Genomic DNA, 13,610 nt, shown 5'->3' with positions numbered 1-13,610 from the left:
TCTTCGTGCTGGCCGTTCAGGGGCCGGGTGGTGCGAAGTGGAGTGCTAGCGGTCAAATGTCACGGCTCGCCGCGTCGCCGCTCGTCCCATCGTTCCTCAAGGCCGCTCATAAACGAGCTTCGTCCCTTGCCGGCTTTCTTGCCACCGGCGGATTTCGCTTTGGCGGCGGCGGAGCTGCGCATCGTTGCGAAATAGACTCCGGCTCCCATCACGATAAATCCGAGGACACCAACAAAGATGCTCTGAAGTGATACGCCCACCAGCAGGAGGAGGATTCCGGCCAGGGTGGCCAGCACGCCGATCACGATGTGGCGCGTGGACCAGGTACGGCCCGGATCCGATCCCATTGAGTTGGCAAACTTCGGATCGTCTTCGTGCAGCTGCTTCTCCAACTGCTCGAGCAACTTCTGTTCGTGCTCCGAGAGCGGCATCACGACCTCCTTAAGTCGGCCAACGTCCGGACTTGCCGTGGCCTCTGGTTCTCAAACCGATAACGTCCGGCATGCGCAGGAGGTTCCCGGCCACCGTATAACGGCAAACCCGGGATCCACGCATTCGGACGCCGGCTGACCCAGCTGGCTGTTCAGTAATTCCAAACGTTCGAAATCTATGTATCTCTAAGGATAGTTTGTTGTGCCCTGTTCTGAAAGACACTCCCGGCGCGGCGGGACGGGTCATCCGCCGGGTTTGTTCGGGTCCAGCAGCCGGGCCGGGAGCACGGATTTTGAGCCGAATTTCTCGGCCACCCGGTCAAGGACCTGTTCCGCGGCACGCCAGTTGTCATCGCGGCGGTCCAGGCTGAGCTGCAGCGAGGTTTGGGCAGCGTCCTCGAGCTGTTCGGCCCGGACACCGACAAGGCGTATGGTCATGGTCCGGGGGCCGACTGAATCGAGGAGCTGTACGACGACGGCGTAGATCAGCTGCGCGCTATCGACCGGCGTGTGAACAGTCCTGCTGCGGGTAATGGTGGAGAAATCGGCGTACCGGAGCTTCAGCGCGATGGTCCGGGCCATCATCCCGGCGCTGCGCAGCCGTTCGGCCGTCCGGTAGGACAGGCGCAGCAGCTCCCGGTGCAGGAGGGCGTTGTCCCCCGTGTCGACGGCAAACGTTTCCTCGGCACCGATGCTCTTCTCCAGGCGCACCGGCGTCACCGGCCGTGGATCTATCCCCCAGGACAGCCTGTAGACGTGCTCCCCCGCTGCCCCGAGCGCCTTCTTCAGGGAGGCCGGCGGGGTTGCGGCGACGTCCGCCACGGTCCGGATTCCCATGCGTGCCAGCACCTCGCCGGTCTTCGCGCCGACGCCCCAAAGGGCGTTCACCGGCAGGCTGTGCAGATAGGGAACTGTCTGATCCGGTTCGATGAGCAGGAGGCCGTCAGGCTTGCACCGTGTGGACGCTATTTTCGCCACAAACTTGCTGGCCGCGATGCCGACGGACGCCGTAATGCCAAGTTCGTTGTGCACGCGCTGCCGGATGATCTCCCCGATGATGCGCGGGCTTCCGAGCCGCCGGATGGCTCCGCCGACGTCCAGGAAGGCTTCATCCACGCTCAGGGGTTCCACCAGGTCCGTGATCGAGCCGAAGATGTCCATGAGCTGTGCCGACACCTCGTAGTAGAGCTTGTGCCTTGGCTCGATGATGACGGCGGCAGGGCACATCCGGGCCGCAATGACCATGGGCATCGCGGACTTGACCCCGAATTTCCGTGCCTCATAGGACGCGGACAGCACCACGGAACGGTCCGCCGGGTAACCCACGATCACCGGCTTGCCGCGCAGCTCCGGACGGCTTCGGAGCTCCACCGAGACGAAAAAGGCATCCATGTCCACATGCATGATGCTGCTTCTGCGGAGCTCCCGAAGGGTCGCTTCGAGCTGCTGTTTATCCTGGTCCGACCCCACGCCTTCAATCCTATGCCGTGGGACTGACTAAACTGGAGGCTGAATCCGGCGTCAACACCAGGAGGACTGTCTCTGTGAAGTTAATTGGAAAGCTCAAGCCTGCGGGCTGTGCCGTGATCGTGGCCGGCGCCCTGCTGGCCCTGGCGGCATGCACCCCCGCCGATCCCGGAGCCAGGGCCTCGGGGACCGCCAGCGCTTCAGCTTCCGCCACTGACCAGGCATCCACCACTGCGCCTCCCAGCCCTTCGGCATCTCCCGGAACCTCAGCAACTGTGGGCGCGCTTGTTGCCGGCTTCCCGGAAAAACTCCTGCCCGTCATGCCGGGGGCAACGGTCGTCTCGAGCAGCTTCGACAAGACCACCACTCCGGCCACCGCGGCTTTGGTCGGCAACATCGGCTCCCCGGCCGCGGCAGTGGTCGCGTTCTATGCGAAGGAGCTCGAAGCCCAGGGCTTCAAGGCTGTGCCCGGTGAGAACGTGGGTGCGGTGGCGTCAAAGGACTTCCTCCGCGGCGACAACGAAACCGTGAATATCGCGGTGGTGGAGACCGGCGCGGTCTCCACGTTCACCATCGGCGCCAACGTCGCAGCTGAGTCCGCCAAGTGATGGTGGCAGAGCAGCTCCGGGTGGAGCAGACCGCGTACGTTGCCGCCGTCGCCGGCAAGCTTAACGACTTCCTGGCAACCCGCCAGTCCGTGATGTCCGCCATCTCCCAGGACATCGACCCGCTGATGGGTTCCATCTCCAATCTGGTCACCGGCGGCAAGCGGCTGCGGGCACTTATGTGCTACTGGGGCTGGCGCGGCGCCGGCGGGGAGGCAACGGCCACTGAAGTGGTGACAGCCGGCTCGGCGTTGGAGCTGTTCCAGGCGGCGGCCCTGATTCACGATGACATCATCGACCGGTCCGACACCCGGCGGGGCGGACCGAGCGTGCACCGCGTCTTCAGCCAGTTGCATGAGGACCAGGGGTGGGCCCTGGACAGTGAGCGCTTCGGTCACGCCGCGGCCATACTGACCGGCGACCTGTGCCTTTCCTTCAGTGAGGAATCGTTCACCGACATCGGCGAGTCCGCGGCGTCGGGCAGCCGGGCCCGGCTCATCTTCAACCTGATGCGGGCCGAAGTGATGGCAGGCCAGTACCTTGACATCCTGGAGGAAGTTGCCGGGCCGATGCGTGACCGTGCGGGAGCCGTCAGCCGCGCCCAGTCCATCATCCGGTTCAAGTCGGCAAAGTACTCCACTGAGCACCCGCTGGCCCTGGGCGGCGCCCTCGCAGGCGCCTCCGATGACCTGCTCCGTGGCTACTCGGCCTTCGCCCTACCACTGGGTGAAGCCTTCCAGCTCCGTGACGATGTGTTGGGGGTCTTCGGTGACCCGGTCACCACGGGCAAACCGGCCGGCGACGACCTCCGGGAAGGCAAACGCACTGTCCTGGTCGCCTTCGCCCTCGACCAGGCTGCGCCGGAGGAATCCCGCTTCCTGGATGCGAATCTGGGAAGCCCGGACCTGTCCGACGCTGACGTCGAGGAAATCCGGCGGATCATCGTGGACTGCGGAGCCCTCCAGGCCACGGAAGTGCTGATTGAGGAGTTCGGACGGGCCGCCTTCGCGGAACTCGAACTGCTGCCGCTGGAAGATCTCCCCAAGACCGCCTTGCGCAAACTTGCCGAGGCAACCGTCAGCCGCGCCGCCTGAATTCAGCGGCGCGGCTCAGCGGCGCGGGGTTCTTACAGCTATTACCAGGCGAGGGATTGCGCCCTGCGGCGAATCTCGGTCTTCCGGCCTTCACGCAGTGCGTCAATGGGCCGGCCCCTCAATGATTCATCCGGGGTGAAAAGCCACGTAATCAGTTCCTCATCGGAATAGCCGGCATCCGACAGGACAACGATGGTCCCTTTCAGGCTTTCGACGGGGTGGCCGTCCTGCATGAAGTCCGCGGGCACCGACCTGATCCGACGGTCGCCGATCCTGAGAGCCACCAGCGCTTTTTCGTCCAGCAATCCATGGACTTTCGTGATGGAAACGTTCATCATTTCTGCCACATCGGGCAGAGGCAGCCATTCGCCTACAAGGCTTTCTACAGTACTCACGGATCAAGATTGCCACGGCGGGCGCAATTGCGCCTAGTCAGCGGGCACCAAGCGGGCCGTACGCCGGAATCGACACTCCGAAGAAACGCATATCAGGAATGCCCAACATTTCTTGTGCTAAACGGCAATTCGTGAGAGATTCGCATAGATCACATTTGCACCAACACTAACTTTAGTAACACTAGTATCATTCGTAACACCGGCCTGACCGACAGCATTCGCCGCTGAGAAGAGGATCCCTCCCATGACGACGCCCCGATCGCCAAAGCAGCACCCCAGGCCGAGCCTGCCTGTGATTGCGGCAACCACGGCCGCCCTCCCGGCAGTGGTCCTGTCCTCGCTGGCCATGGCCCACCCTGCCGCGGCCGACGTCCGACCGCGGACGGTGCCTGCCACCCTGGCTGCGGCTATGCAGGCCCAGGAAGCCGCAGTGAAGGCCGGTGTCATTCCTGCGGCCTCGGTTTCGACGTCGCTGCCCAGCTCGCTGCGGCCCGCACAGCCCGCCGCGCCGGCCGAATACACCATTGCCAGGGGCGACACCATCAGCGGTATCGCGGGGCGCTACGGACTGGACACCAACGAGATCCTGAAGCTGAACAACCTCCAGCCGAACACCATCATCTACCCGGGCCAGAAGATCAAGCTGACCGGCTCGGCCTCCGCACCTGCCGCCCCCGCCAAGCAGGAGTCGCCGGCCCCGGCCAACGAGGGCGGCAGCGTCTATACGGTCAAGCCCGGCGACACTCTCGGCGCCATCGCGGCCCGGCACGGCGTCAAGCTTTCCGAAGTGCTGAGCTGGAACGGGCTCAACATGAACTCCATCATTTACCCGGGCCAGAAGATCAAGATCGGAAGCGGCCAGTCCAGCGCCCCGGCGCCGGCCGCCACACCCGCTCCTGCTCCAGCTCCTGCCCCCAGCTCGGGCTCGTACACAGTCAAGGCAGGCGACACGCTGTCAGGCATCGCCGCGAAGCACGGCGTCAAGCTCTCTGACATCCTGTCGGCGAACAAGCTCACCATGACCAGCATGATCTACCCCGGCAACAAGCTGGTCATCCCCGGCGCCTCGATCCAGCCTGCGGGCAGTGTCACTCCCCTGGTCCCGAGTTCCTTCCTCGGTTTTTCCTACCCGGACGCCGTGGTCTCCTCCGCCAACCAGAACAAGGCCCTCCTCAACGCCTCGCCTGTCCCCTCGCGGGAACAGATGAAGTCCATCGTGGCCGATACCGCACGACGGATGGGTGTGGATCCTTCGCTGGCGTTGGCCTTCGCCTACCAGGAATCCGGTTTTAACCAGCGGGCCGTTTCACCGGCCAATGCCATCGGCACCATGCAGGTCATCCCGGCCTCCGGCGAATGGGCCTCGGACCTTGTGGGCCGGAAGCTGAACCTGCTCGATCCCTATGACAATGCAACCGCGGGTGTGGCGATCATCCGCCAACTGATCCGCACCAGCAAGGACCTGGACAACGCCATCGCCGGCTACTACCAGGGCCAGTACTCGGTGAGCAAGAACGGCATGTTCGACGACACGAAGGACTATGTCGCGGCGATCAAGGCGCACAAGAAGAACTTCAGCTAAGTGCACGCCGGTACGCGGTCCGCGCGTGCCGGCGGGTAACGATACGGGTCCGGATTGCATGTCGATTCGGGCCCGTTTCCGTGTGTCACTTAGGATCGTAGGGTGCAGGAAAAAGTGTCGGACTCCCTTGTTGGAACCCTGGTGGACAATCGCTACCGGGTCCAGTCCAGGCTGGCGCGCGGCGGAATGTCCACCGTTTACCTGGCTACCGACCAGCGTTTGGAACGTGACGTTGCGCTCAAGGTCCTCCATCCCCACCTGGTCAATGACGGCAACTTCCTGGACAGGCTGGGCCGGGAGGCCAAGGCCGCGGCCAAACTCTCCCACCCCCATGTCGTAGGCGTGCTGGACCAGGGCACGGACGGGCAAACCGCCTACCTGGTCATGGAGTACATCAAGGGCCATACCCTCCGGGACGTCATCAAGGAGAAGGGCGCACTGTCGCCCAGGCTGGCGCTGGCTTTGATTGACCCTGTTGTTGAAGGGCTGGGAGCGGCGCATGCCGCCGGACTCATCCACCGGGACATCAAGCCGGAGAACGTCCTTATCGCCGACGACGGCCGGATCAAGGTTGGTGACTTCGGACTCGCCCGGGCCGTGACGACGTCAACCAGCACCGGAGCCCTGATCGGTACGGTGGCGTACTTGTCACCGGAACTGGTGCTCGGCAGGCAGGCCGATGCCCGCAGCGACATCTACTCGGTGGGCATCATGCTGTACGAAATGATCACTGGCAGGCAGCCGTTCGACGGCGAGGTGCCCATCCAGGTTGCCTACCAGCACGTTAACGCCTCGGTCGATGCGCCATCAGGCGAAGTGCCCGGGCTCGCTGCCGAAGTGGACGAACTCGTGCAGTGGTGCACCGCCAGGGACCCCGAGCAGCGCCCCGTGGACGGCAATGCGCTGCTGTCCGAACTCCGGCACATCCGGACGAACCTGACCGACGCCGAACTCGACCTCCAGCCACCGGCCGCCATCGCGCATTCACCCGCGGCGGCGCATCCGGCGCACCCTCCCGTCCACCCGCCTTTCGGAAGCCACGCTACCGAGCGCCAGGACCGGCCGGATCCCCAGGGCGGCCGCGACGGCCTGGAACACACAGAAGTCCTGTCTGCCGGACAGCACCCGACAGAAGTCATCACGCGCCAGAGCAACCCCACCACAGTGCTTTCGGCGGCTCAACGGCGCCCCGGCCAATTCGGTGCGCTGGCGGCCCCGACGGATCCGGAACCTGCCGACGCAGACGCAGACGGCGATCAGCCGGACACGGCGGGCCCCTTGAGCAAGCGGGCTCAGCGCAAGCAGGACCGCGACGCCGCCAGGGCGCAGTCGAAGGCGGCAGCGACCCCCGTGCGTTCGCTGCGCGAAGGCAGCGCACGCCGCCGGGGGTGCTGTGGATCATCATCCTGGTGATCGCGGCGCTGCTGGCCACCGGTGCAGGCTGGTTCTTCGGGATGGGCCCCGGCTCCCCCGGGACCATTCCCCGGGTCACCAACAAAACCGTGGCAGAAGCACAGCAACTCCTCAGCACGGCCGGGTTTCAGTCCACCACCAGGGACGTTTTCGACGACGATATAGCGGCGGGGCTGGCAGTCGGCACCGAACCTGTTGCGGGGCGGGAAATCCGCAAGTTCCAGGCCGTATCCCTTTTTGTGTCCAAGGGCCCGCAGCTTTTCCCGCTGCCCGGATTGAGCGGCAAGTCCCTCGACGACGCGAAGAACGCACTCAACGGCGCCGAAATGGCCCTGGGCACCGTCACGGAGACCTTCAGCGAATCAGGGCCCGCCGGGACGGTCCTCGCCCAGGATCCCGCGGCGGACACCCCTGCCAGGCGGGGAACACCGGTCAACCTGACGGTATCCAAGGGTCCTGAACCCATCCCGGTACCGGATGTCCGGGGGCAGGAGCAGGGCACCGCAGTCAAGGCAATTGAGGCCGCGGGGCTGAAGGCCGTCATCGCGCCCGAGACCGTCAACGACAAGAAGGTTCCCAAGGGCGCCGTGGTGTCGCAGGAACCGGCCTCCGGCACGCTGACCAGGGGAAAGGCAGTCACACTCACCGTCTCCAAGGGACCCAAACTGGTCAACGTCCCCAGCTACATCGGCAAACAGGCCAATGATGCCCGCAAGGCGCTGGAGAAGTTGGGCTTCGAGGTCCGGGTCAACAACATCCTGGGCGGATTCTTCGGCACCGTACGGGACCAGGAACCAGTGGACACCCAGGTGCCCGAAGGCTCCGTAGTGACGCTCACGGTCGTCTAAGGCGCCCTTCCAGCGGGCGCCCTCCAGGAGCGCCCGGAAGGCGCACTCACGAAGAAGCTCCGCCCGGCTGGTTCCAGCCGGGCGGAGCTTTTCTTTCAGCCAGTGCGGCGGGGTCAGCGCTTGGAGAGTGCCCCTGCTACGAGGAAGGCCATCTCCAGGGACTGCATGTGGTTCAGCCGCGGATCGCAGACTGATTCGTAGCGGTCCAGGAAGGCTTCCTGGTCAATGGGATCGGCGCCACCGAGGCACTCCGCGACGTCGTCGCCCGTCATTTCGACGTGCAGGCCGCCCGGGATGGTGCCCAGGGAGTGGTGGACCTCGAAGAAGCCACGCACTTCGTCGATGACGTCGTCGAAGTTGCGCGTCTTGTAGCCGTTGGGCGAGGTGACCGTGTTCCCGTGCATGGGGTCCGTCACCCAGAGAACCTGGGCGCCGGAGGCCGTGACCTTTTCGACGATGGCGGGCAGCTTTTCACGGATGTTGCCTGCGCCCATTCGCGTGATGAAAGTCAGCCGGCCCGGTTCGCGGTCCGGATCCAGCTTGTCGATCAGCCGCAAGGCGTCGTCGCCGGACGTCGACGGGCCCAGCTTGACGCCGATCGGGTTGCGGACGCGGGACAGGAAGTCGACGTGGGCGTTGTCGAGTTCGCGGGTGCGTTCGCCGATCCAGAGGAAATGCGCGGAGGTGTCGTACGGGAGTCCCGTGCGCGAGTCGATGCGGGTCAGGGCGCGCTCGTAGTCCAGAAGCAGGGCCTCGTGGCTCGCGAAAAATTCCACGCGCTTCAGGGCTTCGAAGTCGGCTCCGCAGGAGGCCATGAACTTGATGGCGCGGTCAATGTCGCGGGCCAGCGATTCGTAGCGGGCGTGGGCCGGGTTCTCGGTGAAGCCCTTGTTCCAGTGGTGCACCAGGCGAAGGTCAGCGAAACCGCCCTGGGTAAACGCACGGATGAGGTTCAGCGTGGAAGCGGACGTGTGGTAGGCCTTCAGCATCCGGCCGGCGTCGTGAGCCCGGGATTCCGGCGTGAAATCGTAGCCGTTTACGATGTCGCCGCGATATGCCGGGAGGGTCACGCCGTCGCGCGTTTCGTCGTTGGAGGAGCGCGGCTTGGCGAACTGGCCGGCCATGCGGCCCATCTTGATGACCGGCATCGCCGCACCGTAGGTGAGGACCACTGCCATCTGCAGGATGGTCTTGACCCTGGCGCTGATCTTGTCCGCGGTTGCGGCCTCAAACGTCTCGGCGCAGTCACCGCCCTGGAGCAGGAAGGCCTTGCCCTGTGCGGCAGCGGCGAGCCTTTCACGGAGGATGTCCACTTCGCCGGCGAACACGAGCGGCGGCAGGACGGAGAGTTCCTTCACTGACGCGTCAAAGACCCCTTTGTCTTGCCAGCTGGGCTGTTGGGAGACCGGCAGCTCCCGCCAGTGGTCCAGTCCCGGATAGTTGGCGGCTCCGCTCTGGGCGGTACTGGTCAGCAGGGAGGCAGGTTTTGCGGATAGCTCAGTCACACTACAAGACTAGTTCCCGGATCCGGGTTTCCGGCACACTAACCGTCATTCGCACCGAACTTCCGTCACACTTTTCCCGGTTCCGCTGGGCCGCTGCTGCCGCCGCCTGCACCGTCCGCGCCGTCCACCGGTTTGCCCGCGAGCCGCAGTTTGACCACCGCGGCGTACTCATCAACATATTCCTGGCCGGACAGCCGCATCAGTTCATACATGATTTCGTCCGTGACCGAGCGCTGGATGAGGCGGTCATCCTCCATGCCGTAGTAGCGGCTGAAGTCCAGGGGCTCGCCGAAGATCATCCCGATGCGCCTGATGTTGGGCAGCCGTTTCCCGATGGGCTGGACCTTGTCCGTTCCGATCATGGCAACGGGAATCACCGGCACCCTGGCCTCCAGTGCGAGCTTGGCCACGCCGACTTTCCCGCGGTAGAGCCGTGAGTCCGGGCTGCGGGTTCCCTCGGGATAGATTCCCAGCAGCGAACCGTGGGAGAGGACGTCCATTCCGGCGTTGAGCGAGGCTGCGGAGGCGGCTCCGCCGGAGCGGTCCATGGGCAGCTGGTTGGTCAGGCGGAAGAACAGTGCCGTCAGTTTGCCCTTGACGCCCGTTCCGGTGAAGTACTCCGATTTCGCCAGGAAGACCACCGGTCGCGGGACCATCAGCGGCATGAAAATGGAGTCTGAAAACGAAAGATGGTTGGAGGCCAGAATGGCTGGGCCTTCGGCGGGAACGTTGTCGAGGCCCTTGACCCACGGGCGAAACAGGAGCTTCAGCACCGGACCCAGAACGAAGGTCTTCGTGAACCAATAAAACACGTGGCGTACCTCTCCGGAAGGCGTCTGGCCGGCCCTTCGTCGGGCCCGGCCAGGACTTCAATGCAACCCTACTCTAGTGAGATTTGTGGCGAAGAGTGACACGATGGGCATATGAGAGAAAGCAGCAAACCGACGGTGCCTGCCGCTTTCAGCTATCCCGGCCATGGCCTGAATGCCAGGACCGGCATTGCCATCTGCCACGGCTTCACCGGGAGCCCCCACAGCATCATGCCGTGGGCCCTGCACCTGGCCGACCAGGGTTTTGCCGTCTCCGTTCCGCTCCTGCCCGGTCACGGAACCGACTGGCGCGAGCTGGCCCGGACGGGCTGGCGCGAATGGGCTGCTGCCTTCGAACGCGCGTACCTGGAGCTGGCCGGCCGGAGTGACACCTGCTATGTGGCCGGGCTGTCCATGGGCGGTGCCGTGGCTTTGCGCACGGCGGCCCGCCACCCGGTCGGCGGGGTGGCCGTGGTCAATCCCGGCCTGAGCTTCTATGACCGGAGGGTGCGCATCGTGGGAATCCTGAAGTATTTTCAGCCCACCACCCTGCCCATTGTGGAGGCCAACCCGACGGCGGCCAGCACTGACGACGGCGATTACTCGCAGACCCCCCTTGCCGCCGTCCACCAGCTGAAGAAGCTGTTTGTCGCGGCGCGCCGGGGATTGCCGCGCGTGACGGCTCCGGTCCTGGTGTTCAAATCGGACACGGACGACGTGGTTCCACCGTCGTCCCTTGAAATGATCCGGCGCGGCCTCGGATCTGCAGCCCTTAAAGTAGTACCGCTCCCGCACAGCGGCCATGTGGCCACGCTGGACACGGATGCGCCCACGATTTTCGACCTTTCGTCCCGCTTTTTCCTTGAGCACGCGCCACACCACGTATCCTCGGAGACATCATGAGCATCCCTGCCGACCACAGCCCGTTCAGCAGCCCGTTTAGCGGCAATGGCCCTTCGATCGGGGTGGCTGTTTCCCACGGCTTCACCGGAAGCCCGCACGGTGTTCGGGCGTGGGCCCAATCGCTGGCCGACGCCGGCTTTGCCGTACGGATGCCGCTCCTGCCGGGCCATGGAACCAGTTGGCAGGAACTTGCCCGGACGCGGTGGCAGGATTGGCACCGCGCCTATGACGCGGCGTACCTGGAGCTGGAGGCCGAGTGCGACCATGTGTTCACGGCGGGCCTGTCCATGGGAGGCGCACTTGCCCTGCGCGTGGCTGCCCTGCGTCCTGTGTCCGGAACCATCGTGGTGAATCCGGGGCTGGTCATCGACGACCCCCGGGCGCCCTTCGCCGGCGTCCTCAAGTTCGTGCTGAAGAGCACGCCGGCGATTGCCAACGACATTTTCAAGCCGGACATGGACGAAGGCGCCTACCAGCGGACGCCCGTGGCGGCAGCCCATGAGCTCAACATGATGTTCAAGGACACCCTGCGCCTGCTGCCCCGGATCACCGCGCCCGTGAGGGTGTTCCGTTCCACGGTGGACCATGTGGTGTCCGACTCCAGCATCGTGGCGCTTCGACGGGGCCTCACGAACGCCCGGCTCGAACTGAGCGCACTGGAAAACAGCTACCACGTGGCCACGCTGGATAACGATGCCCCGCAGATCTTCAGCGGGACGGCTGAATTCATCCGGTCCGTGGTTTCCGGTCCAGTGATCGCCGGTCCGGCGGACGGCGGCCCTGCGGCCGGAACCTCCCCCGCCAGTTCCGGAGGCCACGGCTGATGACCGGATCCGATTCGAATTCCTCGGACCAGAGCGCGAACCAGGACGACGCCGTCTGGCTGGACCTGGTATCCCGGCTCGAGGGCCGCGGCGCAGCGGCTCCCGACGGGGAAGTCAGCCCTCCGGCCAGGCGGCCGTTCCGGGATTTCGACCCGCTGGGGCTCTCGGGCGCAGCTCCCAGGGAACCGTCGGCGTCCGAACGGCAGGCCGCTGCCCGGCAGCCGCTGCCCGGCGCACTTCAGCCGGAGGGCGACCCTACGGGAACCGGGCAACCGGCGGCACCTGGACCACGGGACTACGAGGCCGACGACGACGAGCCCTTCGTTCCGGAGGAACCTCCAAGCCTGGCCGGTACGGACCCGCTGATCATGCTCGCGTGGCTGGGAGCCGTGGGCGGCCCCGTAGCCCTGGTCCTCTCGGCAATGTTCTGGCGGTCGGCCCCGCTGATGGCGATCTTGGGAATGGTTGCGGCCTTCGTCCTGTCCGTGATCTACCTGATCATGCAGCTCCCGCAGGAGAAGGACGAGCACGACGACGGCGCCCGGGTCTAGCCGGGCGGACCGGCTCTCGGGCCGGTGGCCTGTCAGCCGTGCATCCGGCTGCTGACGCGGGAGAGATCGGCGGCACCGATCAGTCCAGCGTTGGGGCCCAGCGCCGCCAGTGCGATTTCTGCTGCCGGCCGGAAGCCGCGCCCGGTCAGGTTCCGCGCAAAAGCCTTGCGGGCCGGGGCGACCAGCAGTTCGCCGGCGTCACAGAGCCCGCCGCCGATCACGAACTTGCCGGGATCCAGCGCAGCCGCAAGGTTGGCCAGTCCGAGTCCCAGCCACTCCCCGACGTCTTCCAGCAGTTCCTGCGATGTGGCGTCCCCTGCCTTGGCCAGTTCCGTGACGGTGACGCCGGTGATCCGGTCCACTTTCCCGTCCACGGCCTTGAGGAGTTCCTGTGCCACCGGTGAATTGGCGGCTGCCAGCTCGCGGGCTTCCCGGCCCAGGGCGTTCCCGGAGGCGTACTGTTCCCAGCAGCCGCGGTTTCCGCATTCGCACCTGTGGCCGCCGGGCATGATGATCTGGTGGCCGAATTCGCCGGCCACGCCGAACCGTCCGCGTTCCACGCGGCCGTCCATCACCATGGCGCCGCCGATCCCGGTGCCGAGCGTGATGCACACTAGCCTGTTCTGCCCCTGGCCGGAACCGAACCGCCATTCGGCCCACGCGGCGGCATCGGCGTCGTTGGTCAACAGCACAGGCCGGCGAAGCAACCGCTGGAGGTTGTCCCGGAGGGGTTCGTTGCGCCAGGCAAGGTGCGGGCTGAAGAGCACGGTGCCGCCGTCGAGGTCCATCCAGCCCGCGGCGCCAATCCCCACCGACCAGATGCGGTGGCCGCGGCTGAGCTCCTCCACGAGTTCCACGATCACCTGCTCCACGGCCCGGGGGTCACTGCCGGGTGTCGAACGCTTGGCCTGGCTGAGGATCCTGCCGTCGGCATCCACCACGCCGGCGGCCACCTTGGTCCCGCCGATGTCCACGCCGATGGCCAAGCCCTTGCGCCCCAGCCTCAGGTGCTCGCGGAGGCCCTGGCCCGCCGAGGGTGTGTCCTGCACGGCCGGCCTCCTCCGCAGCCAGGCGGCCTTCCGTCGGTAGGGTCTGGGCAGGTCGCCGGGCGAAGGTGTGTGCATGGTTCCCCATTCTATTGCCCGGGCCAGCCGCGCCCGTCAAACAACTTTTCCTACCGGCG

Annotated in this window: 12 protein-coding genes and 1 pseudogene; 7 read left to right on the top strand and 6 right to left on the bottom strand. The window is 65.5% G+C overall.

Annotated elements, in window-relative coordinates:
- Positions 1-59: 59 nt before the first annotated feature.
- Positions 60-431 carry a DUF3040 domain-containing protein gene (locus FCN77_RS08780; RefSeq protein ID WP_137321963.1) on the bottom strand — a complete coding sequence of 124 codons (372 nt, stop codon included), beginning with the start codon at positions 429-431 and terminating at the stop codon, positions 60-62.
- Positions 432-674: 243 nt separating this feature from the next.
- Complete coding sequence (dinB, locus tag FCN77_RS08775; RefSeq protein WP_137321962.1) at positions 675-1,901, bottom strand: DNA polymerase IV; 1,227 nt, start codon at positions 1,899-1,901, stop codon at positions 675-677.
- A 74-nt stretch (positions 1,902-1,975) separates the two neighbouring features.
- Between dinB and FCN77_RS08770 the strand changes: the two genes are divergently transcribed.
- On the top strand, positions 1,976-2,506 hold the full coding sequence (locus FCN77_RS08770) for a hypothetical protein (RefSeq protein ID WP_137321961.1): 531 nt from the start codon (positions 1,976-1,978) through the stop codon (positions 2,504-2,506).
- Positions 2,506-3,597, top strand: a complete 1,092-nt coding sequence (locus FCN77_RS08765) for a polyprenyl synthetase family protein (protein WP_175417431.1) — start codon at positions 2,506-2,508, stop codon at positions 3,595-3,597. Before FCN77_RS08770 ends, FCN77_RS08765 begins: the two co-directional genes overlap by 1 nt.
- Before the next feature lie 41 nt (positions 3,598-3,638).
- On the opposite strand, the gene FCN77_RS08760 is transcribed toward FCN77_RS08765, so the two are convergent.
- Positions 3,639-3,992, bottom strand: a complete 354-nt coding sequence (locus FCN77_RS08760) for an Rv2175c family DNA-binding protein (RefSeq protein WP_137321959.1) — start codon at positions 3,990-3,992, stop codon at positions 3,639-3,641.
- Positions 3,993-4,236: 244 nt separating this feature from the next.
- Here FCN77_RS08760 and FCN77_RS08755 point away from each other — a divergent pair, with 244 nt between their 5' ends.
- Entirely contained in the window at positions 4,237-5,574 is a 1,338-nt protein-coding gene (locus tag FCN77_RS08755) for a lytic transglycosylase domain-containing protein (protein WP_137321958.1), read from the top strand.
- A 102-nt stretch (positions 5,575-5,676) separates the two neighbouring features.
- Positions 5,677-7,835: pseudogene (locus FCN77_RS08750) on the top strand (PASTA domain-containing protein).
- Between the two features lie 113 nt (positions 7,836-7,948).
- On the opposite strand, the gene FCN77_RS08745 reads toward FCN77_RS08750, so the two are convergent.
- On the bottom strand, positions 7,949-9,340 hold the full coding sequence (locus tag FCN77_RS08745; protein WP_137321957.1) for a class II 3-deoxy-7-phosphoheptulonate synthase: 1,392 nt from the start codon (positions 9,338-9,340) through the stop codon (positions 7,949-7,951).
- A gap of 65 nt (positions 9,341-9,405) precedes the next feature.
- Entirely contained in the window at positions 9,406-10,152 is a 747-nt protein-coding gene (locus FCN77_RS08740; protein WP_137321956.1) for a 1-acyl-sn-glycerol-3-phosphate acyltransferase, read from the bottom strand.
- 111 nt (positions 10,153-10,263) lie between these two features.
- Here FCN77_RS08740 and FCN77_RS08735 point away from each other — a divergent pair, with 111 nt between their 5' ends.
- The 3 genes from FCN77_RS08735 to FCN77_RS08725 are packed head-to-tail and all read left to right on the top strand — an operon-like array spanning position 10,264 to position 12,427.
- Positions 10,264-11,052, top strand: coding sequence for a carboxylesterase (locus FCN77_RS08735; RefSeq protein ID WP_137321955.1), 789 nt, complete (start codon positions 10,264-10,266; stop codon positions 11,050-11,052).
- Entirely contained in the window at positions 11,049-11,876 is an 828-nt protein-coding gene (locus FCN77_RS08730; RefSeq protein ID WP_137321954.1) for a carboxylesterase, read from the top strand. Before FCN77_RS08735 ends, FCN77_RS08730 begins: the two co-directional genes overlap by 4 nt.
- Positions 11,876-12,427: a hypothetical protein gene (locus FCN77_RS08725; RefSeq protein ID WP_137321953.1), complete on the top strand. Its 552-nt coding sequence runs from the start codon at positions 11,876-11,878 to the stop codon at positions 12,425-12,427. The genes FCN77_RS08730 and FCN77_RS08725 overlap by 1 nt, the downstream gene beginning before the upstream one ends.
- 32 nt (positions 12,428-12,459) lie before the next feature.
- On the opposite strand, the gene FCN77_RS08720 is transcribed toward FCN77_RS08725, so the two are convergent.
- Positions 12,460-13,551, bottom strand: coding sequence for an ROK family glucokinase (locus FCN77_RS08720; RefSeq protein WP_137321952.1), 1,092 nt, complete (start codon positions 13,549-13,551; stop codon positions 12,460-12,462).
- Positions 13,552-13,610 lie beyond the last annotated feature (59 nt).

Source organism: Arthrobacter sp. 24S4-2, from assembly GCF_005280255.1.
Lineage (GTDB): Bacteria > Actinomycetota > Actinomycetes > Actinomycetales > Micrococcaceae > Arthrobacter.
The sequence above is the reverse complement of the archived record's forward strand: the minus strand, read 5'-3'. Positions and strand labels throughout refer to the sequence as shown.